At 71.9% G+C, this 23,138-nt stretch carries 10 protein-coding genes; 8 read left to right on the top strand and 2 right to left on the bottom strand.

The window, feature by feature from the left end; translation table 11 throughout:
- Window position 1 precedes the first annotated feature (1 nt).
- Window positions 2-1,405 carry an acyl-CoA carboxylase subunit beta gene (locus tag KLK06_RS29575; RefSeq protein ID WP_214639019.1) on the bottom strand — a complete coding sequence of 468 codons (1,404 nt, stop codon included), beginning with the start codon at window positions 1,403-1,405 and terminating at the stop codon, window positions 2-4.
- A gap of 500 nt (window positions 1,406-1,905) precedes the next feature.
- Between KLK06_RS29575 and KLK06_RS29570 the strand changes: the two genes are divergently transcribed.
- From KLK06_RS29570 to KLK06_RS29555, 4 genes are read left to right on the top strand one after another with little or no spacing between them, the layout of a single operon-like run.
- On the top strand, window positions 1,906-2,517 hold the full coding sequence (locus KLK06_RS29570) for a dTDP-4-dehydrorhamnose 3,5-epimerase family protein (protein ID WP_250906176.1): 612 nt from the start codon (window positions 1,906-1,908) through the stop codon (window positions 2,515-2,517).
- 5 nt (window positions 2,518-2,522) lie between these two features.
- Complete coding sequence (locus KLK06_RS29565) at window positions 2,523-3,638, top strand: DegT/DnrJ/EryC1/StrS aminotransferase family protein (protein WP_214638899.1); 1,116 nt, start codon at window positions 2,523-2,525, stop codon at window positions 3,636-3,638.
- Window positions 3,635-4,540 (top strand): proline iminopeptidase-family hydrolase, encoded by a 906-nt coding sequence (locus KLK06_RS29560; protein WP_308168503.1) that lies wholly within the window; start codon window positions 3,635-3,637, stop codon window positions 4,538-4,540. The genes KLK06_RS29565 and KLK06_RS29560 overlap by 4 nt, the downstream gene beginning before the upstream one ends.
- A 10-nt stretch (window positions 4,541-4,550) precedes the next feature.
- Window positions 4,551-5,480: an ACP S-malonyltransferase gene (locus KLK06_RS29555; RefSeq protein ID WP_214638898.1), complete on the top strand. Its 930-nt coding sequence runs from the start codon at window positions 4,551-4,553 to the stop codon at window positions 5,478-5,480.
- A 34-nt stretch (window positions 5,481-5,514) separates the two neighbouring features.
- On the opposite strand, the gene KLK06_RS29550 is transcribed toward KLK06_RS29555, so the two are convergent.
- Entirely contained in the window at window positions 5,515-5,757 is a 243-nt protein-coding gene (locus KLK06_RS29550) for a phosphopantetheine-binding protein (protein ID WP_214638897.1), read from the bottom strand.
- A gap of 92 nt (window positions 5,758-5,849) precedes the next feature.
- On the opposite strand from KLK06_RS29550, the gene KLK06_RS29545 reads away from it, so the two are divergent.
- From KLK06_RS29545 to KLK06_RS29530, 4 genes are all read left to right on the top strand, one after another.
- Window positions 5,850-7,400 carry an AMP-binding protein gene (locus KLK06_RS29545; RefSeq protein ID WP_214638896.1) on the top strand — a complete coding sequence of 517 codons (1,551 nt, stop codon included), beginning with the start codon at window positions 5,850-5,852 and terminating at the stop codon, window positions 7,398-7,400.
- Between the two features lie 99 nt (window positions 7,401-7,499).
- Window positions 7,500-9,008, top strand: a complete 1,509-nt coding sequence (locus KLK06_RS29540) for an AMP-binding protein (protein ID WP_250906175.1) — start codon at window positions 7,500-7,502, stop codon at window positions 9,006-9,008.
- The gene (locus KLK06_RS29535) at window positions 9,005-10,222 is read left to right on the top strand and encodes a type III PLP-dependent enzyme (RefSeq protein WP_214638895.1); all 1,218 of its coding nucleotides are present in this window, start codon (window positions 9,005-9,007) and stop codon (window positions 10,220-10,222) included. Before KLK06_RS29540 ends, KLK06_RS29535 begins: the two co-directional genes overlap by 4 nt.
- Window positions 10,223-10,234: 12 nt before the next feature.
- On the top strand, window positions 10,235-23,092 hold the full coding sequence (locus tag KLK06_RS29530) for a type I polyketide synthase (protein ID WP_214638894.1): 12,858 nt from the start codon (window positions 10,235-10,237) through the stop codon (window positions 23,090-23,092).
- The last annotated feature ends 46 nt before the right edge of the window (window positions 23,093-23,138 follow it).

The raw sequence follows: 23,138 nt of genomic DNA, 5'->3' as shown, positions 1-23,138 counted from the left end.
CTTAAAGCGGGATGTTCCCGTGACGGCCACGGGTCGCCGACGCCGCGGCGAGCGCCATGGCGAGCTTGGGCCGGGTCTGCGCGGGGTCGATCACTTCGTCGACGACGCCCAGGTCTACGGCGCGGGCGACGCCTCCTGCCACGCGGGTGTGCTCGGCGACGAGTTGCCGCCGAAGTTCCGCGCGCTCGTCGTCGTGCGCGGCGGCGAGCCGCTTCCGGTGCAGGATGCCCACCGCCGCCTCCGCGCTCATCACCGCGATCCTCGCCTCCGGCCAGGCGAACACCGCGGACGCGCCGAGCGAGCGGGAGTTCATGGCGATGTACGCCCCGCCGTACGACTGGCGCGTGACCAGCGTGACGCGGGGGACCGCCGCCTCGGCGAAGGCGTGCAGCAACTTGGCGCCCCGCCGGACCACGCCACCCCATTCCTGGGTGACGCCGGGCAGGTAACCGGGAACGTCGACGATCACGATCAACGGAATGCCGAACGCATTACACATGCGGACGAATCGCGAGGCCTTCTCGGCGCTCAGCGAGTCGAGGCAGCCGCCCATGCGCAGCGGGTTGTTGGCGATCACGCCGACGCTCCCGCCGCCCAGGCGGCCGAGGCCGACGACGATGTTGGCGGCCCAGCGCGGCTGCAGCTCCACGAAGGGAGTGCCGTCGTCGAGGATCTCGCGTAACAGCGGGCGCACGTCGTAGGCCCGCCGCGCCCGCTCCGGCAGCAGCGATCGCAGGTCCTTTCCGCCCAGCGCGGCGCGGGGGTCGACGCGGGAGCGGTGGGCCAGCAGCAGGGTCACCCGCCGGGCGGACTCGTAGGCGTCGCTCTCGGAGTCGACCACGATGTGCGCCACGCCCGACTTGCGGCTGTGCGTCTCGGCTCCGCCCAGCGACTCCATGTCGATCTGCTCACCGGTGACGGACCGCACGACGTCGGGGCCGGTCACGAACATCCGGCCGGCCTTGGCCATGATCACCACGTCGGTGAGCGCCGGACCGTAGGCGGCGGCTCCCGCGGCGGGGCCGAGGATGACCGAGATCTGCGGCACCCGCCCGGAGGCGCGGGTCATCGCGGCGAACATCCGTCCGACGCCGTCCATCGACTCGACGCCGTCCGCCAGCCGGGCGCCGCCGGAATGCCACAGGCCGATCACCGGGCAGCCTTCGCGCACCGCCATGTCGATGGCGGCCACGATCTTCTCGCAGCCCGAGGAGCCGAGCGCGCCGCCCATGATGGCCGGGTCGGTGCAGTAGGTGACCACCTGGTGGCCCGCGATGCGGCCCATGACCGCGGACACGCCGCTGGCGTCGGGGTCATGCAGTGGCGTCACCGAGTCGGCGTCGAGCAGCCGGGCCAGCCGTACGGCCGGCGCGCGCTGGTCGAGCGGAAAGTGTTCCTGGGTGATCGGCGGGGTGGCGGTCAACGCGGTCTTCCGTTCGCATTCAGGGTGGAAAAGATTGTTTCCCGCATGTTTCCTACCTCCAGCGCCAACGCTGAGGACTTATCGTATGGATTCCAGCAGAACTGCTGGAAAATAGGCTTATCCATGCTCTATCTCCACACAACCCTTACGAGTCCCCCTATGTGCCCTATAGCCTTGCCGAGGGAGGCAGAACGCCGGCCTCCCGGTGCCGTTCCCGGTCGCCGCGCCGGCGGGCGGAGCCGCCGTCGCGGCGCTCGCGTCCGCACGTCAAGCCCCGTGCCGCTCCGTATCCGGGTCGTCCCACCGGAAGGCGCCGACCCTGCGCAGGGGGAGTGAGTCGGAAAAGAATGGCTTTATCGCATATTGCGCCATAGTTGCCGCTAGGGGGGCCGGTAGGGGTTGATTCGCGCGTCTCCAGCGGCCAATCATGGTGCCGTCATTTCGACGTACGGCACCATTTCCTATGCCTGAAAGGTCAGCACATGGAGATAGCCGAGCTTGGAGTCGAGAGCGCCTTTCTGATCACGCCGGACGTTCACTCTGACCACCGGGGGCTTTTCCTCGAAGTGTTCAGCCAGCCGGTGTTCGAGCGGGCGGTGGGTCATCGGCTGTCTGTCGCCCAGCTGAACTGCTCGGTGTCCCGGCGCGGGACCATCCGCGGCATGCACGCCATCGCGCTGCCGGGCCAGGCCCGTTATGTCACCTGCGCCCAGGGGGGCATCGTCGACATCGTGCTCGACATCCGGGTCGGCTCGCCGACGTACGGCGCTCACGTCGCGGTAGAGCTGACCGCCGCGAACCGGCGGGCCCTGTATCTGGCGGAGGGGCTCGCGCACGGGTTCGCGCCGCTGACCGACGACGCCACCGTCGTCTACCTGTGTTCGAGCACCTGGTCTCCGGGCGCGGAGGTCATCATCAACGCGCTGGACCCGGAGCTCGGCCTGCCCTGGCCCACGGAGCCTGGCCCGGTGCAGTCGGACAAGGACGCGGCGGCGCCGTCCCTGCGGGAGGCCAGGGAGCTCGGGCTGCTGCCCACTCTGGCCGAGTGCCAGGCGCGGTACGCCGAACTCGCCGATCTCACGTTGGCGAGGTGACGGTGATGATCCCACTGTTCCGGGTGGCGATGTCTCCTGAGGCGCCGGCCAGGGCCGCCGAGGTCCTCGGCAGCGGCAGCATCGGCCAGGGAGCCAAGGTCGAGGAGTTCGAACGGGCCCTCGCCGGCCGGGTCGGCCGGGACGAGGTGGTCACGGTCAACAGCGCCACGGCGGGCCTGCACCTCGCCCTGCACATGGTCGCCCGCCAGGATGACGACGACGACGGCGAGGTGCTGTCCACGCCGTTGACCATGGAGGCCACCAACTGGGCGATCCTGGCCAACCGGCTGCGCATCAAGTGGGTGGACGTCGACCCGGCCACCCTCAACGTCGATCTGGACGACCTCGCACGCAAGATCTCGCCGAAGACGCGAGCCATCATGATCGTGCATTTCGCCGGTTATCCGGTCGACCTCGACCGTCTCCGCGCGATCATCGACCTGGCCGAGGCCAGATTCGGGTTCCGGCCACCGGTGATCGAGGACTGCGCGCACGCGTGGGGCGCGACCTACGGCGGCGCGCCCATCGGCAGCCACGGCAATCTGTGCGTGTTCAGCTTCCAGGCCATCAAACACCTGACCTGCGGCGACGGGGGCGCCCTCGTCCTGCCGAGCGAGGAGCTCCGGCGGCGCGCCACGCGGCTGCGCTGGTTCGGCATCGACCGGACGGCCGACCGGCTCCGCAACGCCCCGGACGTCACGGAGTGGGGCTTCAAGTTCCACATGAACGACATCAACGCCTCGATCGGCCTGGCCAACCTGCCGTGGGCGGACGACGTGCTGGCCCGGCACCGGGACAACGCCGCCTTCTACGACCGGGAGCTCGCCGGCGTCCCCGGCCTGGAGCTGACCGAGCGGGCCGCCGATCGCCGGTCCTCCTTCTGGATCTATCCGATGAAGGTGGAGGACCGCGACGGCTTCATCAAGCGCATGGACGAGGCCGGGATCATGACCAGCAACGTGCACGAGCGGAACGACCTGCACACGGCCGTGCGCCCGTACTCCGCCCTGCTGCCCGGCCTCGACCGGGTCGCTCCCCGCGTCGTGTGCGTTCCCGTCGGCTGGTGGGTCACCGAGGAGCAGCGCACGCACATCGCGGACACCATCAGGCGGGGCTGGTGACCTCGCCCGCCGCTCTCCAAACCAAGGGCACGGTGCCGTTCGGGGAGCACAAGACCTGGTACCGGGTCACCGGCACGCTGGGCGCGGGCCGGCCGGCCGTCGTCGTCCTGCACGGCGGACCCGGCAGCACGCACGACTACCTGGTCGGCCTCGCCGCGCTCGCCCAGCACGGCTGGCCCGTCGTGCACTACGACCAGCTCGGCAACGGCGGCTCCACGCACCTGCCCGACAAGGGGGCCGAGTTCTGGACTCCGCAGCTGTTCCTCGACGAACTGGACAACCTGCTGCTCAGGCTCGACCTCCGCGACGACTACGTGCTGGTCGGGCAGTCGTGGGGCGGCATGCTGGCCGCCCTGCACGCCTCGGCCAGACCGGAAGGCCTGCGCGGCCTGGTGGTCGCCGACGCCCCCGCCTCCTACCGGCTGTGGCTGCGGGAGATGCGGGTGCTGCGCGGCCGGCTGCCCGACGGCGTCGACGAGACGTTGCGCCGCCACGAAGCCGCGGGCACGACCGATTCGCAGGAGTACTTCGACGCGATGATGGTCTTCTACAACAGGCACGTCTGCACGCTGGACCCGTGGCCGCGCGAGTTCGTCGCCACGTTCATGGAGATCTACAACGACCCGACGGTCTACTACGCGATGAACGGGCCGAGCGAGTTCCACGTGATCGGCTCGCTGCGTGACTGGGGCGTGGAGGACCGCGTCGCGGACATCGAGGTGCCCACCCTGCTGATCTCCGGGCGGCACGACGAGGCCACGCCCGCCACCGTGCGACCGTACTTCGACCTCATCCCCGACGTGCGGTGGGAGGTCTTCGAGGAGTCCAGCCACACGCCGCACCTGGAGGAGCCCGAGCGGTTCAGGCAGGTGCTGATCGAGTTCCTGAAAGGTCTGGGTTAGTGAAGTGGACATGCGGACCGCGATCGTCTTCCCCGGCATGGGACCTACCCGGTTCTCCGATGTCGCCTCGTTCATGCTCGGTAACCCCGCCGCGCGGCGCCTGGTCGCGCTCGCCGACGATGTGCTCGGCTACTCGCTGGCCGACCGCTTCCGCGATTCCGGCGCCGACTACTCCGAGGCGGCACAGGTGGCGTTCCTGGTGAACTGCCTGGCCCTGGCGGAGTGGGCCGAGCAGACGCTGGACGTCAACCCGCACCTGGTCGCGGGCCCGAGCTTCGGCGGCAAGGCGGCCGCCGCCTACTCGGGCGCGCTGTCGTTCTCCGACGCCGTGCGCATGACCGCGGGTCTGGCGCGCTGCGCGGACGACTACTTCGCGCACGAGCACCGGGACATCGTCACCTGCTCCTTCGTCCGCGTGCCCGAGGCCCGGCTGGCGGACCTGCTGGCGGAGCTGCGCGAGCGGGGCGAATGGCACGACGTCTCCTGCTACATAGATCACGACTTCTTCATGGTCTCGCTGCGGGAGCGGCAGGTGGAGTGGCTGGAAGGGCGGGTCCGGGCGATCGGCGGGCTGCCGCTGTACACGATGCGGCCGCCCATGCACTCGGCCGCCTTCGGGCCGCTGCGCAGGAGGGCCGAGGAGGAGGTGTTCGGTGAGCTGCGCTTCACCGACCCGCGGCTGCCGGTCGTCGACGATCACGACGGGACGCTGCTGACCGGCGCGGCGGGGGTGCGAGCCATGGTGCTCGACGGCTTCGTCCGGCCGCTGCGCTGGCCCGAGGTGGTGGCCACGCTGCGGCGGCTCGGTGTCACGAAGCTCTGCGTCAGCGGCCAGGACGCCATGTTCGGCCGGGTGCCGATCACCACGCGGAACTTCACCGTGGTCCCGGTGAACCCGAGGATGGCGGTGCCGCCGCGGCCGTCGGTGCCCTCGGCCTGACGAGGCCCGCCGGGCCTCGTCAGGCGCCGGCCGGTCAGGCCGCGGAGATCCCCGAAAGGACCGTCCAGAGCGTGCCAGGAGTCTCGAACGTCTCCTTCGTCAGCGCGTCGTCCTTGAATCGCACCCCGTACGCCTCCTCAAGGGTGGCCAGGAGTTCGACGATGCCCAGCGAATCGAGGCCGAGGCCCGGCAGATCCGCATTTTCGAGGAGCTTCTCGGTGGCGGGCAGAAACGGCAGATGCGGCCGCAGGAGTTCTTCGAAGCGTGCATCCCACATGACAGTTGATTTCCTTTCTCAGTTTACCGAGAAAAAGCCTACGGCGCTGACGTTATCCGGCAACAATGTGAATGTCCATAATGGTGGATCAGATGAATGCAGATTATCCGCGACCCCTCTATGCGCAATTCCTGCGCGGCCTGGCCATGGCCCCCGACCGGCCCGCCTTCCGGGTCGGCCCGGACACGGCGACCTACGCGGAGCTCCCCCGGGCGGCCCTGCGCTGGGCGGGCTTCCTGCTGCGGTCGGCGCCGGGCCGGCCCGGCGCCGTGGGGGTCCTCGCGGACAAGGGGGGCACGGCGTACGCCGGCATCCTGGCCGGCCTCTACGCGGGAGCGGCGGTCGTGCCGCTCCAGCCGGACTTCCCGGCGTCCCGGACACGCCAGATGATCGAGGCCGCCGGGGTGTCGGCGCTGATCGTCGATGATCGCGGCCAGAAGCGGGCGGAGGACCTCCGCGCCCAGGGAGTGGACGTGCCGGTCCTTTCGCCCGACACGCTCGGTGGCGGGCGGGCCCTCGCCGCGCCGCGGCCGGTCGACGCCGCCGACGTCGCCTACGTGCTGTTCACCTCGGGGTCGACGGGCCGGCCCAAGGGGGTGCCCATCACGCACGGCAACACCGCGCACTACTTCCGGCTGCTGGCCGGACGCTACGACTTCACCCCCGATGACGTGTTCTCGCAGACCTTCGACCTGACCTTCGACTGCGCGATGTTCGACCTGTTCTGCGCCTGGGCCGCCGGGGCGACCGCAGTGGGGGTGCCGTCGCATGCGTACGGACACCTGCCGGAGTTCCTGGCCGAGCAGGGGATCACCGTGTGGTTCTCCACCCCCAGCGCGATCCCGCTGGTCCGCAGGACCGGTGGGCTGGCGCCGGGGGCGCTGCCGACCCTGCGCTGGAGCTTCTTCGCCGGAGAGGCGCTGAAGTGCGCGGACGCCGTCGACTGGCAGCGCGCGGCGAGCGACTCCGTCATGGAGAACCTCTACGGCCCGACCGAGCTGACGATCACGATCACCGGTCACCGCTGGTCCCCGGAGACCTCACCGGGCCGCTGCGTCAACGGCCTGTCCCCGATCGGCAGGGTGCATCCCGGCCACGGCCACCTCCTGGTCGACGACGCTGGCCGGCCCGTCCGCGACGAGGGCGAGCTGTGGATCACCGGGCCGCAGCTGACACCGGGATACCTCGATCCGGAAGACGACAAGGGCCGGTTCATCGAAGGGGACGGCCGTACCTGGTACAACACCGGCGACCGCGTCCGGGTCGCGGACAATGGCGAGCTCGTCTATCTCGGCCGCGCCGACGCCCAGGTGCAGGTGCACGGCTGGCGGGTGGAACTGGCCGAGATCGATCACGCCGTGCGCGGCGTGGCCGGCGTGGTGGACGCGGTGACGGTGAGCGCCGAGAACGACGGCACCGCCGTACCCGTCGTGTTCTACACCGGGAATCCGCTGGCGCCCACCGATTTCACCACCCGGCTCATCGAGACGCTGCCGGCCGGAATCGTGCCACGGCACTATCGCCATCTGGACGAGCTGCCGCTGAATCCCAACAGAAAAGTCGACCGGGCCGGTCTGCGCGCGCTCGCCGCGGGTCTGGTACAGAAACGCGGGCGCGCCCAGGAAGGGGGAGGGGCGCTTTAGGGGGGCGGTAGGGGTCTATTTGAAATAGGGATTCGAGATAACTTTTCAGTGATTCGATATTCGCTGATATTCCTTTCCCACATAGGCGGGAGGACGATATTGGACGGGACGCGGTTCCTTCGATCAGGCCTCATCCACGAGCTGCTCGACGAGGCCACCAACGCGAGACCGGAAGGGCTCGCGGTCCGCGACGCGCACGGTGCGTGGAGCTACCGGCGGGTCGACGAGCTCAGCCGCGCCGTCGTCGGCTGGCTGGCGGCCAACGGCGTCGGCCCGGGCGATCGGGTCATCGTTCAGCTGCCCAACCGGCGCGAGACGGTACCCATCGTCTACGGCCTCTCCCGGCTCGGCGCCGTCTTCGTGCCGCTGCACCCCGACATGAAGGCCTTCCATCTCCGCTCCGTGCTGGAAGACGCGGAGCCCAAGCTGATCATCGGTGGCGGCGAGACCATGCACGACCTCGCCACGGTGCCGGTGTACGACCTCGGCGACTTCTGGACCGAGGTCGAGGAGATGGCGGGGTGGCCGGACGCGTACGAGCCGGGCAAGATCCTGCCCTCGGACGTCGCCATCCTCATCTACACCTCGGGCAGCACCGCCGCCCCCAAGGGCGTGATGTGCCCGCACGCGCAGGTCACCTTCGCCGCCTCGGCCATCAACGCGGTGCTCGGATACGGCCAGGACGACGTGGTCTTCTGCCGGCTGCCCATGTCCTTCGACTACGGCCTCTATCAGATCTTCCTCGCCACGCTCGGCGGCGCCGAGCTGGTCCTGGCCGAGGAAGGAGCCGACCTGACCCTGCTCGGTCAGCTCCGCGAGTCCGGCGCGACCGTCGTGCCCGTCGTCCCCTCACTGGGCGGCATGATCGCGACTCTGGCCCGGCGGGCCAGCCAGGCCACGCCGAAGGTACGGATGTTCACCAACACCGGGGCCGCGCTGCCGGAGGCGACCATCCGAAGCCTCCGCTCCTGCTTCCCCGGGGCTCAGGTGGTGCGCATGTACGGCATCACCGAATGCAAGCGCGTCACGATCATGGAACCGGAGCTGGACCAGGAACGCCCCGGCGCGGTCGGCCGTCCGCTTCCCGGCACCCGGGTGGTGATCGCGGACCCCGAGGGCCGGTCACTGCCGGCCGGGGAGACCGGGGAGATCGTGGTGGCCGGTCCCCACGTGATGGCCGGCTACTGGCGCGACCCCGAGCTCAGCGCGCGCGCCTACCGCCCCGACAAGGCCACCGGTGAGATCCGCCTGCACACCGGCGACTACGGCCGGCTCGACCAGGACGGCTACCTGTACTTCGAAGGCCGCCGAGACGACATGTTCAAACGCAAGGGCACCCGGATGAGCACGGTCGAGATCGAGGCGGCCGCCATGGACATCCCGGGTGTACGCGCGGCCGTCGTGCTGCCCCCGGCCGAAGGACACGACCTCGTCGTGTTCGTCGAGGCCGACCTGACGCCCAATTCCGTGCTGCACGCGCTGAAGCAGCGGCTCGAACCCGCGAAGGTGCCCGCCGCCTGCCGCGTCCTGCCGCGCTTCCCGCTGACGCTCAACGGCAAGAACGAGCGGAAACAGATGGCCATGCTGCTCATTGGAGGCGACGCGTGAACTGGTACACCGAGCTCGTCGCCCGCTACGGCTCCCCGCTGTACGTCTACGACCTGGACCGCGTCACCGCCGCGCAGGCGGACCTGCGCCGCGCCCTGCCCGACGGGTTCTCGCTGTTCTACTCCTTCAAGGCCAACCCGCATCCGGAGATCGCGCGAGCGCTGCGCGACGGCGGAGCGCTCGCCGAGATCAGCTCGACCGGTGAGCTGAACGCGGCGTTCGCCGCCGGCTTCGACGGCTCCGAGGTGCTCCACACCGGACCGGGCAAGACCACCGAAGAGCTGGCGGTCGCCGTCGACGGCGGCGTCCGCATGTTCTCCGTCGAGTCACTCACCGACCTGTGGCACGTCGGCGAGGTCGCGACCAAGCGCGGCGTGATCGTGGACTGCCTGCTACGCGTCAACAGCGCCGAGCCCGGCGCCGCCACCAGCATCCGGATGACCGGCGCGCCCTCCCAGTTCGGCTTCGACGACGAGACGCTCCCCGGCCTGATGCCGCAGCTCCGGGCGGTGCCCGGCACGCGGCTGGCCGGAGCGCACCTGTTCTCGCTGAGCAACTCCAAGGACGAGGAGAGCCTCGTCGCCGAGTTCGCGCACACCATCTCGGTGGCCGCCCGCCTGAAGCGGGACACGGGCCTGCCGATCCGGTTGCTGGACATCGGCGGCGGATTCGCCGCCCCGTACCTCGCCTCGGGAGAGCGGCCCGTGTACGGCGGGCTCCGCGCCGGGCTGGAGACCGTCCTGGACGCGCGCTTCCCCGGCTGGCGGGCGGGCACGCCCGAGATCGCCTGCGAGTCCGGCCGCTACCTGGCCGGCGACTGCGGCCGGCTGGTCTGCACGGTGGTCAACGTCAAGGAGAGCCGCGGCCGCAGATTCGTCATCCTGGACGCCGGCATCAACACGCTCGGCGGCATGTCGGGCCTGGGCAGGCTGCTGCCGGTCTCGGTGGAGCTCGACGACGCCGCCTTCGACGGCGAGCGGCAGCCCGCGACCCTGGTCGGCCCGCTCTGCACCCCCGGCGACATCCTCGCCAGGAACGTGTCCCTGCCGCCGCTCGAACCCGGCGACGTCGTGTCCATTCCCAACGCGGGGGCCTACGGGATGACCGCGAGCCTGGTGATGTTCCTGGGCCACCCCGCGCCCATCGAGGTCGTCGCACGCGGTCACCAGGTGGTGTCCGTCTCCCGGATCGAATTCAACCGCAAGTACGAGTGAGCGGAGTGTGTCTTGAGCGAGCAGCGTCGCTTCCTCGCAGACCTGGTCAACGACCTGACGGTCGAGGTCCTGCGGACCGTGTTCCCCGATGCCCCCGACGCGGTGGACCCCCAGCGCGGCTTCAGGGAACTGGGACTCGACTCGCTGGCCGCCGTCGAGCTGCACGACCGTCTGGCCCAGGCGGTCGGCGCCGAACTGCCGATCACCATCGCCTTCGACCATCCCACCCCCGACGCGGTGGTCGACTACCTGTTCACCGAGGTGCTCGGGCTGGGCGACGCGGCGGCCGTAGAGGTCCACCCGGCCGTCGGCCGGGATGAGCCGATCGCCGTCATCGGCATCGGCTGCCGCTATCCGGGCGGAATCACCTCCCCGGAGGAGCTGTGGCGGCTCGTCGCCGAGAGCGGGGAGACCCTCACCGGGTTCCCCGTGGACCGGGGCTGGGACCTTGACCGGCTGTTCGACGACGATCCGGACGCGCCCAACTCCACCTATGTCCGGTCGGGGCACTTCCTGCACGACGCCGGTGAGTTCGACGCCGACTTCTTCGGCATCAACCCGCGTGAGGCCGTCGCCATGGACCCCCAGCAGCGCCTGGTGCTCGAGGCTTCCTGGGAGGCGTTCGAGCGGGCGGGCATCGATCCGCGCTCGCTGCGGGGCAGCCAGTCCGGCGTGTTCATCGGCGCCGAGCCGCAGGACTACGGTCCCCGGCTCGACAAGGCGCCGGAGGAGATCGAGGGCTACCTCGTGACGGGGAACGCCCCGAGCGTGGTGTCCGGCCGGATCGCCTACGCCCTCGGACTCGAAGGGCCCACGCTCACCGTCGACACCGCCTGCTCCGCCTCCCTGGTCGCCCTGCACCTGGCCTGCCAGGCGCTGCGCAACGGCGAGACCGACCTCGCGCTGGCCGGCGGCGTGACCGTGATGTCCACCCCCGGCACCTACACCGCGTTCAGCCGGCAGCGGGTGCTCGCCGCGGACGGCCGCTGCAAGGCGTTCGCCGCCTCCGCCGACGGCACCGGCTTCTCCGAGGGCGTCGGGATCCTCGCGATCGAGCGGCTGTCGGACGCGCGCCGCCGGGGCCACCCCGTGCTCGCGGTCATCCGGGGTTCGGCGATCAACCAGGACGGCGCGAGCAGCGGCCTGACCGCCCCGAACGGTCCCTCCCAGGAACGGGTGATCCGCCGGGCGCTGGCCGACGCGGGGCTGTCACCGGCCGAGATCGACGTGGTCGAGGCGCACGGCACCGGCACCAAGCTGGGGGACCCGATCGAGGCGCACGCGCTGATGGCCACGTACGGAAAGGACCGGGGCGAACGCGGGCCGCTGAGACTGGGCTCGATCAAGTCGAACATCGGGCACACCCAGGCGGCGGCCGGCGTGGCCGGTGTGATCAAGATGGCCATGGCCATGCGTCACGAGACGCTGCCCCGCACCCTGCACGTGGACGAGCCGTCGCCGTACGTCAACTGGTCGCTCGGCGCGGTCGAACTGCTCACCGAGAGCCGGCCCTGGCTCGCCAACGGTACGCCGCGGCGAGCCGGCGTCTCGTCCTTCGGCGTGAGCGGCACCAACGCGCACCTCATCCTCGAGGAGCCGCCAGTAGAAGCCACCCTGGACGGGGACGGCGGTCTGCCCCCGGCCGTCGTCCCCATGGTGCTGTCCGGGAAGGCGCCGGAGGCGCTGCGCGGGCAGGCCGCCCGGCTGGCCGCCCATCTGGCGGAACACGAGGACCTTGACCTGGCCGACGTCGCCCACTCGCTGGTGACCTCGCGCTCGACCTGGGAACACCGCGCGGTGGTCGTCGCCGGTGACCGGGCGGAACTGCTCGCCGGGCTGACCGCTCTGTCCGAAGGCGAGCCCGCCGCCGACGTGATCGAGGGCGAGGCCACCGCGGAGCGCCGCGCGGTCTTCATCTTCCCCGGCCAGGGCTCGCAGTGGGCGGGCATGGCCGTGGAGCTTCTGGACTCGTCCCCCGTCTTCGCGCGGCGCATGGACGAGTGCGCGGCGGAGATCGAGTCCTATGTCGACTGGCGGCTGCTCGATGTGCTGCGTGGCGAGCCGGGCGCCCCTTCGTTCGAACGGCTCGACGTCGTCCAGCCGGCGCTGTTCGCGGTGATGGTGTCGCTGGCCGCCCTCTGGGAGTCGCTGGGCGTGCGGCCGGCCGCCGTCGTGGGCCACTCGCAGGGCGAGGTCGCCGCCGCCTACGTGGCCGGCGGTCTGTCGCTGGCCGACGCCGTACGCGTGATCGTGCTGCGCAGCCGCCTGTTCGCCGAGCGCCTGATGGGCCGGGGCGGAATCGCCGCGATAGGCGCGTCGGCCGGTGCGGTGGAGGAGCGGTTGACCCGCTGGGAGGGACGGCTGTCCATCGGGGCGAAGAACGGCCCCTCGTCGTGCACCGCCGTGGGCGACGAAGCCGCCCTGGCCGAACTCGTCGCCCAGTGCGAGGCGGACGGCCTGCGGGCGCGCCTGCTGCCCACCACCGTCGCCTCCCACTGCGATCAGGTCGACCCGCTGCGCGAGCAACTGACCGAGATGCTCCGAACCGTGTCCCCGACCATGGGAGACGTGCCGTTCTACTCCACCGTCACCGGTGGTGTGCTGGACACCGAGGAGCTGACCGCCGACTACTGGTTCCACAACGCCCGTCAGCCGATCGAGTTCCAGGCCGTGATAGAGGGGCTGCTCGCGCGGGGACACGACGCGTTCCTGGAGATGAGCGCGCATCCGGTGCTCGTGATGAGCGTGCAGGACACGATCGAAGAGGCCGGGGCCGACGCGTTCGCCTCCGGCACGCTGCGCCGTGGCGAAGGCGATCTGCGGCGCGTGCTGGCCTCGGTCGCGCAGGCGCACGTACGCGGTGTGTCCGTCGACTGGGACAGCCTGCTCACCGGCGCGAAGCAGGTCGATCTGCCGACGTACGCCTTCCAGCGCAGGCACTACTGGCTGGAGAACCGGACCTCGGCCGGGGACGTCGCCTCGGCGGGACTGACCGCCCCCGGCCATCCGCTGCTGGGCGCGGCCGTGACGCTCGCCGAATCCGGCGGGGCGCTCCTCACCGGACGGCTCTCGCTCCAGCTCCACCCCTGGCTGGCCGACCACGCCGCCGCCGGCACGTTGCTGCTGCCCGGCACCGCCTTCGTCGAGCTCGCCATCCGGGCGGGCGACCAGGTCGGCTGCGGCCTGCTGGAGGAGCTGACGCTGGAGGCGCCGCTCGTCGTCCCCGAGCGCGGCGGCGTGTGGTTGCAGGTGTCCGTCGGAGCGCCAGAGGACGCGGGGCGCCGCCGGATCGGCGTGCACTCGCGGTCGGAGGACGCTCCGGCCGACGCGCCGTGGACCCGCCACGCGAGCGGGTACGTGGCCGTCGACGACGCGCCCGAGGTCTTCGACCTGGCCCAGTGGCCGCCGGACGGAGCCACCCCCGCGGACCTCGACGGCCTGTACGAACGGCTCGCCTCGGCCGGCTACGGCTACGGTCCGTTGTTCCAGGGGCTGAAGGCGGCTTGGCGGCGGGGTGACGAGGTCTTCGCCGAGGTCACGCTGCCCGAGCAGGCGCGGCGTGAGGCCGAGCTGTTCGGGCTGCACCCGGCGCTGCTCGACGCGGCGCTGCACGCGGGGTCGCTGCTGGACACCGCCGATGAGCGCCTGAGCCTGCCCTTCGCCTGGACCGGCGTGTCCCTCCGGGCCACCGGCGCCTCGGCCGTCCGAGTCCGGCTGTCTCCGGCGGGGCCCGACACCCTGTCGCTGTGGCTGGCCGACACCTCGGGCGTGCCCGTCGCCACCGTGCGCTCGCTGATCTCGCGCCCGGCCTCGGCACAGCAACTCTCCGCCGCTTCGGTCGCCCATGGCGACTCGCTGTTCCGCGTCGCATGGACCGCGGCGCCCGCGCTGCCGTCGGCGACAGCGGCCGGGGGTGCTGCGGTACTCGGGCCGGACCCGCACGGCTTGCGCCGGGCCGGCATCGCGAGCGCCGAGTTCGCCGACCTGACGGCGCTGACCACATCGGATCGGCTGCCCGACACGGTTTTCGTAACCTTCGGGTCGGACGGCTTCATGGAACAGGTGGGCGGCGACGTTCCGGACGGTGCGCGGGCGGCGACGCACCGGGCGCTGGGGCTCGTACAGGCTTGGCTGGCTGACGAGCGGCTGGCCTCGGTGCGGCTTGTCGTGGTGACCTGCGGCGCGGTGGCGGCGGGGACCGACGCGGAGGTGCGGGATCTGGCGAACGCGCCGGTGTGGGGCCTGTTGCGGTCCGCGCAGTCGGAGCACCCCGGCCGCTTCGTCCTGCTGGACCTCGACCACTCCGACGTACCGGTGCCCGCCGTGCTCGCGGCGCTCACCGAGCCGCAGCTCGCCCTGCGCGCCGGCGAGCTGCTGGTGCCCAGGCTGGCCCGCGCGGCCACCAACGACACGCTGACACCCCCCGCGGGCGCCCCGGAATGGCGCCTGGACGCGGCGATCAAGGGCAGCCTGGACGGCCTGTCACTGGTCCCGTGCCCGGAGGCGGCCCGCCCGCTCGGGCCGGACGAGGTGCGGGTGTCGGTACGCGCGGCCGGTCTCAACTTCCGGGACCTGGTCGTCACCCTCGGCATGGTGCCCGAACACGACGAGCCCATCGGCGGCGAGATCGCGGGTGTGGTGCTGGAGGTGGGAGCCGGGGTTGCCGATCTGGTGCCCGGTGATCGGGTGCTGGGGTTGCTGGATGGCGCGTTCGGTCCGGTGGGGGTGACGGATCGGCGGTTGCTGGCTCGTATGCCCGCCGGGTGGTCGTTCGCCGAGGCGGCATCGGTACCGGTGGCGTTCCTGACCGCCTACTACGGCCTGGTCGATCTGGCCGGGGTCCGGTCGGGCGACCGGGTGCTGATCCACGCGGCCGCCGGTGGGGTCGGGATGGCAGCGGTGCAACTCGCTCGCTGGCTCGGCGCGGAGGTCTTCGGCACGGCGAGCGAAGGCAAGTGGGGAGCGCTCGCGCTGGACGAAGACCATGTGGCCTCGTCGCGGACGCTGGAGTTCGCGGAGAAGTTCGGCCGGGTGGATGTGGTGCTCAACTCGCTGGCCGGCGAGTTCTTGGACGCCTCACTGGGACTGCTGTCCGAGGGCGGCCGGTTCCTGGAGATCGGCAAGACCGACGTCCGCGAGGCCGGCCAGGTCGCCGATGCCCACCCGGGCGTGCGGTACCTCCCGTACTCCCTGATGGAGGCCGGCCCCGACCGCCTGCGCGACCAGCTCGCCGAGGTGCTGGCGCTGTTCGAGAGGGGTGTGCTGGAGCTGCCGCCCGTCCGGGTCTGGGATGTGCGGCGGGCCGGGGAGGCGCTGCGGTTCATGTCGCTCGCCCGGCATACCGGGAAGATCGTGCTGTCGATGCCGCCCACGTTCGGCGGCGGCGGCGGGACGGTGCTCGTCACCGGCGGCACGGGCGGCCTGGGCGCGCTGGTGGCGCGCCATCTGGTGACGGTGCACGGGGTGCGGGACCTGCTGCTGGTGAGCCGGTCGGGGATGTCGGCCACGGGTGCGGCGGAACTGCTGCAGGAGCTGTCCGGACTGGGCGCGCGGGTACGCGTCGCGGCCTGCGACGTGGCGGACCGGGACGCGCTGGCCAAGGTGCTGGCAGAGGTCTCGGCACAGGCGCCGCTGCGCGGGGTGGTACATGCCGCCGGAGCGCTCGACGACGGGGTACTGGACTCGCTGACGCCGGAGCGCGTGGACGCCGTGCTGCGGCCGAAGGTCGCCGGGGCGTGGAACCTGCACGAGCTGACGCGGGAGCTGGATGTGTCGGCGTTCGTGCTGTTCTCCTCCGCGGCCGGTGTCCTGGGCGACGCCGGGCAGAGCAACTACGCGGCGGCGAACGTGTTCCTGGACGCCCTGGCGGCGCACCGGCGCGCGCACGGCCTCGCCGCGGTGTCGCTGGCCTGGGGCTTCTGGGAACAACGCAGCAACATGAGCGCCCACCTGCGCGAGGCCGACATAGCGCGGATGGAGCGGTCGGGCGCCCGTGGCCTCTCGTCCGAGGAGGGGTTGGCGCTCTTCGACGCCGCCCTGACGGTGGACGAGGCCCTGCTGGCGCCGATCCGCCTCGACCTCGCCGCGATGCGCCGCGAGTCCGCCTCGGTGCATCCGTTGCTCCGCGGCCTGGTCCACATGCCCGCGCAGCGGAACGTCGCCGCGAGCGCCGTACCCGCCGGTGCCGTCTCCGCTCTGGAGCGGCAACTGGCCGGGCTGCCCGAGACCGAACGCGACCAGGTGCTCGTCTCCCTGATCCGCGCGCAGGCCGCCACCGTGCTCGGCCACGCCGACGCCGCCTCGGTGGACGCCGGCCGGGCGTTCAAGGAGCTGGGCTTCGACTCGTTGACCGCCATCGAGCTGCGCAACCGGCTCAACGCCGCCACCGGGTTGCGGCTGTCGGCCACGCTGGTCTTCGACTATCCGACGCCCGCCGTACTCGCCCAGCACATCAAGGGCAAGCTGCTCGGCGCCGAGTCGCCGGCCGCGCCGGTCGCCGCGCCCGCCGCGCCGCTCGACGACGATCCGATCGCCATCGTCGGGATGAGCTGCCGCTATCCCGGTGGCGTCGACTCGCCGGAGGCCCTGTGGCGCATGCTGGTCGAGGGCCGGGACGCGATGGCGGAGTTCCCCGCCGACCGGGGCTGGGACCTGGAGCGGCTCTACGACCCCGACACCGAGAGCGCCGGCAGCAGTTATGCGCGGGTGGGCGGGTTCGTGTACGAGGCCGGAGAGTTCGACGCGGCCTTCTTCGGGATCTCGCCCCGCGAGGCCCTGGCCACGGACCCGCAGCAGCGGCTGCTGCTCGAAGCCTCCTGGGAGGCCCTCGAACGCGCGGGCATCGACCCCGGCGACCTCAGGGGCAGTCCGACAGGTGTGTTCGTCGGCGCTTCCGCCACCGGCTACGCCACCGGGCCCGCGCCGCTGCCCGAGGAGGTGGAGGGATACCTGATCACCGGCAATTCCAGCTCGGTGATGTCCGGCCGCGTCGCCTACGCGCTCGGCCTGGAGGGGCCCGCCATGACCTTGGACACGGCGTGCTCGTCGTCCCTGGTCGCCATGCATCTGGCCTGCGAGTCGCTGCGCCGCGGCGAAAGCACGCTGGCGCTGGCCGGCGGTGTGACCGTGCTGTCCACGCCCGAGATCTTCGTGGAGTTCAGCAGGCAGCGGGGGCTGGCGCGGGATGGGCGGTGTAAGGCTTTCGCCGAAGCGGCGGATGGTACGGCGTTCGCCGAGGGCGTGGGCCTGGTGCTGCTGGAGCGGTTGTCGGACGCGCGGCGCCTTGGCCATCAGGTGCTGGCGGTGGTGCGGGGCAGTGCGGTCAATCAGGACGGTGCGAGCAACGGGCTGACCGCGCCCAACGGCCCCTCCCAGCAGCGGGTGATCCGCCAGGCGGTGGCCAACGCCGGTCTCGGCCTGGCCGACATCGACGCGGTCGAGGGCCACGGCACGGGCACGACGCTCGGGGACCCGATCGAGGCGCAGGCGCTGCTGGCCACCTACGGACAGGATCGTCCGGAGGATCGGCCGCTGTGGCTGGGCACGGTCAAATCCAACATCGGCCACACCCAGTGCGCGGCGGGTGTCGCCGGTGTGATCAAGATGGTCATGGCGATGCGGCACGGCGTCCTGCCGAAGACGCTGCACGTCGACTCCCCGTCCTCGCACGTGGACTGGTCGGCCGGCGCGGTGTCGCTGGTGACCGAGCCGACCCCCTGGCCCGGCGGCGACCGTCCGCGCCGGGCGGGAGTGTCGTCGTTCGGGATCAGCGGGACCAACGCGCATGTGGTGATCGAGGGCGTTCCCGCCGAGGACCCGGTTCCGGATGACGCGCCGGCTCCCGCTGACGTGCCGGTGCCCGTGGTGGTCTCCGGTCGCGGTGAGGACGGCGTCCGGGCGCAGGCGGAGCGGCTGCGGGACTTCGTCGTGGGATCCGCGGCGGCCGGGCCGGCCGAGGTGGGTCATTCGCTGGTGCGAACGCGTTCACTGCTGAGCCATCGCGCCGTCGTGGTCGCGGCCGACCGGGAGCAACTGGTGGCGGGCCTGGCGCGGGTGGCCGCGGGGGCTGAGCCGGTCGACGTCGTGACCGGTCCGGAAGGACTCGGGGAGGGCTCCCGGGGCGGGCTGGGGTTCATGTTCACCGGTCAGGGAAGTCAGCGGACGGAGATGGGCCTGGAGCTGACCAGGGCGTTCCCCGCGTTCAAGGGACATCTGGAGGCGGTGGCCGCGGGCTTGGACCGCTACTTGGACGTGCCGCTGACCGAGGTGATGTGGGGGCGGCCGGAGCTCCTGGATCAGACGCTGTACGCCCAGACGGGGCTGTTCGCGGTAGAGGTGGCCCTCTATCGGCTGCTGGAGTCATGGGGCGTGGTGCCCGACTACCTGCTGGGTCACTCGGTGGGAGAGCTGACGGCCGCGCACGTGGCCGGGGTGCTGTCCCTGGAGGACGCGTGCGCGCTGGTGGCGGCCCGTGGCCAGTTGATGGGGAGCCTGCCCGCAGGCGGGGCGATGGTCGCGGTCGGAGCGGGAGAACGGACCGTGGCCGACCTGCTGTCCGAAATATCCGACCTGTCCGGGGTGGCGATCGCCTCGGTGAACGGGCCGGCTTCGGTCGTGGTCTCAGGCGACGAGCCCGCCGTGGAGCGGGTGGCGGAGGAGTTCGCCCGGCGCGGGGTGAGGTGCCGGCGGCTGCGGGTCAGCGACGGGTTCCACTCCCATCGCATGGAGCCGATCCTCGGCGCCTTCGGTGAGGTGGCCGGCGGGCTGGAGTACGGCGTCCCGGAGATCCCGGTGGTGTCGAACCTGACCGGCGAGCCGGTACGGGAGTTCTCGGCCGAGTACTGGGTGCGGCATTTGCGAGAGCCGGTGCGGTTCGCCGACAGCGTCGCCTTCCTGCGCGAACGGGGCGTGCGGACCCTTCTGGAGCTGGGTCCCGACGGCGTGCTGTCGGGGCTGGTGCAGGAGCAGGGGCCCGTGCCGGTGGCGCTGCCGGTGCTGCGGCGCGATCGGGACGAGGCCGGGCAACTGGTGACCGCCCTCGGCCGGGCGTACGCGCGCGGGACGGAAGTGAATTGGGAGGCGTTCTTCGACGGCGCCGGGCGGGCGGTGGACCTTCCCACCTACGCCTTCCAGCGTCGCCATTACTGGCTGCGGTCCTCCCACCACGGCGGTGATCCCGCCTCCCTCGGGCTGGAGGCCGCGGATCATCCTCTGCTGGGCGCCGCCGTCGAACTGCCCGACACCGGTGGATCGCTGTTCACCGGCAGGCTCTCGCTCGGCACCCACCCCTGGCTGGCCGATCATCGGATCCTCGACACCGTACTGGTGCCGGGCACGGCCTTCGTCGAGCTCGCCGTCGCGGCCGGCCACCAGGCAGGGTGCGACCTCGTAGAAGAGCTGACCCTGGAGACCCCCCTCGTGCTGGGGGAGCGGGACGCCGTCACGATCGAAGTGATCGTCTCCGGCGCGGACGACTCGGGCCGCCATACGCTGACCGTGTACTCGCGGGCCGCCGCGGGCGAGCGGCCCTGGATCCGGCACGCGACCGGGACTCTCGCAGTCGGAGCGCAACGGCCCGCCTTCGACCTGGCCGAATGGCCGCCACCCGGCGCCGAGCCCATCGACGTCGGCGGACTCTACGAGCGGCTGGCCGGCGAAGGCGTGGCGTACGGACCCGCCTTCCGGGGGCTGCGCGCGGCCTGGCAGCGCGACGGCGAGGTGTTCGCCGACGTCGAGCTGCCCGACGCCGTGGCCGCGGACGCCGGCCGCTTCGGTCTGCATCCGGCGCTGTTCGACGCCGTGCTGCACGCCATCGGGCTGGCCGAGCCGAGCGAGGACCAGCAGGTCGAGCTGCCCTTCACCTGGAGCGAGGTCAGCCTGTACGCGACCGGCGCCGCTGCCGCCCGCGTACGGGTATCCGCCGACGGCTCCGGCGCACCCCTGCTGACCGTGGCGGACGCCACAGGCGCGCCGCTGGCCACGGTGGGCTCGCTGGCCATGCGGCCGGTCTCCGGCGCCGGGCTCCGCGCCGGCCGGAACGGGACCGGCGCCTCGCCGTACCAGGTGACGTGGACACCGGTGACCACCGGCGCGCCCTGGGACGACTGGGCGGTGCTCGGCACCGAGGATGACGAGCTGCCCGGGGCCCTGCGTTCCGCGGGACTCCCCGTGCGCACCGCCGTGGGGCTGGCCGCGCTGAGCGTCACGCCGACGGTGGTGCTGGTCTCCGCCGGGTTCGCGTCCGCGTCGGCCGACCCTTCGGCGGCCGCCCGCGACGTGACCGGCCGAACGCTCGCCCTGCTGCAGGACTGGCTGGCCGACGACCGTTTCGCCGGCGCCAGGCTGGCGTTGGTGACCGGTGGCTCGGTGCGCGCCACCGCCGATGACGACGCCCCCGATCTCGTCCACGCGCCCGTCTGGGGTCTGGTACGCGCCGCGCAGGCCGAGAACCCCGGCCGGTTCCTGCTCATCGACGTGGACGGCACGGAGGCCTCCTACCGGGCGTTGCCTACCGTACTGGCCGGTCAGGAACCTGAGCTGGCCCTGCGCGAGGGCGAGGCCCGCGCGCCGCGGCTGACCAGGACCGACGACGACGGCCTGCTGAAGCCGCCGGCCGGTGCGGAGTCCTGGCGTCTGGAGATCACCGAGCCGGGCACGATCGACGCCCTGGAAGCGGCAGTCTGCGACGCGGCCCGACGGCCCCTGGGCGAGTTCGAGGTACGGGTGTCGGTGCGGGCTGGTGGACTGAACTTCCGCGATGTCCTGATGGCCCTCGGCATGTACCCCGGTGCGGCGTCCCTCGGGACCGAGGGCGCCGGCGTGATCGTCGAGGTCGGCTCCGGCGTCACCGCGTTCGCCCCGGGCGACAGGGTGCTCGGGCTGTTCGAGGAGAGTTTCGGGCCCTACACGACGACCGACCACCGGATGATCGCGCACATGCCGGCCGGCTGGTCCTTCGTGACCGCGGCCGCGATGCCGGCCGTGTTCGCGACCGCCTACTACGGCCTGGTCGATCTGGGCGGAGTGCGGTCGGGGGATCGGGTGCTGATTCACGCGGCTGCCGGTGGGGTGGGGATGGCGGCGGTGCAGCTCGCTCGCTGGCTGGGTGCGGAGGTGTTCGGCACGGCGAGTGTGGGCAAGTGGGGAGCATTGCCGCTGGATGCGGAGCATGTGGCCTCCTCAAGGACGCTGGAGTTCGCGGAGAAGTTCGGCTCGGTGGATGTGGTGCTCAACTCGCTGGCAGGCGAGTTCATCGACGCCTCGCTGGGACTGCTTTCCGAGGGTGGCCGGTTCGTGGAGATGGGCAAGACCGACCTCCGCTCCCCGGACACGATCGCGCCCGGGGTCCGCTACACGCCCTTCGACCTCTCGGACGCCGGGCCTGACCGGACCAGGGAGATCCTGACCGAGCTGGTGAAGCTGTTCGAGGGCGGCGTACTCGAACCGCTGCCGACCCGGGCCTGGGACGTGCGCCGCGCGCCGGAGGCGTTCCGCCACATGGCGCAGGCCCGGCACATCGGCAAGATCGTGCTGACCGTCCCGACGCCCCTCGACCGGCCCGGCACCGTGCTCGTCACCGGCGGCACGGGCGGACTCGGCGCGCTGGTGGCCCGGCATCTGGTCGCCGAGCACGGCGTGCGCGACCTGCTGCTCGTCGGCCGCAGAGGGCTCGAGGCCCCGGGCGCCGATCGGCTGCGCGCGGAGCTCACCGAGCAGGGCGCCCGCGTCGAGGTCGCGGCCTGCGATGTCGCCGACCGGGACGCCCTGGCCGCACTGCTCGGGAGGGTGGCGCCGGACCGGCCGCTGACCGCGGTCGTGCACACGGCGGGCGTCGTGGCCGATGGCGTCATCGACTCGCTCACGCCCGCGCAGGTGGACACGGTCTGGCAGCCCAAAGCCGAGGCCGCCTGGCACCTGCACGAGCTCACCGAAGATCTCGACCTGTCGGCCTTCGTGCTCTTCTCCTCCTCGGCCGGCACGCTCGACGCCGCCGGGCAGGGCAACTACGCGGCGGCCAACGCCTTCCTCGACGCGCTGGCCGCGCACCGCAGGGCGGCCGGTCTGCCGGCGGTCTCGCTGGCATGGGGCATGTGGGCGCCGGAGGTCGGCGGCATGACCGCCCAGCTCGGCGAGGCCGATCTGCGGCGGCTGCGCCGCTCTGGCCTGCTGCCGCTGTCGGCCGAGGCGGGGCTGGCCCTGTTCGACGAGTCGCTCGCGCGCGACGAGGCCACGCTGGTGCCGATCCGGCTGGATCTCGCGGCCATGCGGTCGCGGGAGGAAGGGCCGCCGGCGATGCTCCGTGGCCTGGTCACCGCGCCGATCAGCCGGGCGCCCGCCACCGCCCAGGTCACCGCCCCGGCTTCGCTGGCGGATCAGCTCGCCCCCCTGTCCAGGGCGGCCCGTGACCGCCTGCTGCTGACCCTGGTACGGACCCACGTCGCCGCGGTGCTCGGCCACGCCACCGGGGACCCCGTCGATCCGGTGCGGGGGTTCAAGGAGCTGGGCTTCGACTCGCTGACCGCCGTCGAGCTGCGCAACCGGCTGAGCGCGGCGGCGGACGTGCGCCTGCCCGCCACGCTCGTCTTCGACTACCCGACACCGTCCGCGGTGGCCGACTACATCAAGTCCGAACTGCTCGGCGACGACGAGGCGGCCGCCGAACCCCTGGAGGCCGAACTGACGGAGCTCGAGCACGCGCTGGACAACCTCGTACCGGACCCCGACGGGCACGCGAGGATCACCGCCCGGCTCAAGGCCCTCACCGCGAAATGGACCGAGGCGCACGGCCGGACGGCGGCCGACCCGGCGGAGCCGAGACTCGAATCGGCCAGCGCGGAAGAACTTTTCACCATTCTCGACAAAGAATTCTGAGGATATGTCACGGGCGCTGACAAAATACGAGATTTTCCGTCCCGAG

The sequence above is a fragment of the Nonomuraea sp. NEAU-A123 genome (assembly GCF_018603905.1).
GTDB lineage: Bacteria > Actinomycetota > Actinomycetes > Streptosporangiales > Streptosporangiaceae > Nonomuraea.
Note: the sequence above shows the minus strand (reverse complement) of the source record. Positions and strands in the feature narration are given on the sequence as shown.

Excerpts from the sequence above, each read along its gene's own strand:
- KLK06_RS29545 (WP_214638896.1), top strand. The coding sequence starts at position 5,850 with ATGAATGCAGATTATCCGCGACCCCTCTATGCGCAATTCCTGCGCGGC.
- KLK06_RS29565 (WP_214638899.1), top strand. The coding sequence starts at position 2,523 with ATGATCCCACTGTTCCGGGTGGCGATGTCTCCTGAGGCGCCGGCCAGG.
- KLK06_RS29570 (WP_250906176.1), top strand. The coding sequence starts at position 1,906 with ATGGAGATAGCCGAGCTTGGAGTCGAGAGCGCCTTTCTGATCACGCCG.
- KLK06_RS29555 (WP_214638898.1), top strand. The coding sequence starts at position 4,551 with ATGCGGACCGCGATCGTCTTCCCCGGCATGGGACCTACCCGGTTCTCC.
- KLK06_RS29550 (WP_214638897.1), bottom strand. The coding sequence starts at position 5,757 with ATGTGGGATGCACGCTTCGAAGAACTCCTGCGGCCGCATCTGCCGTTT.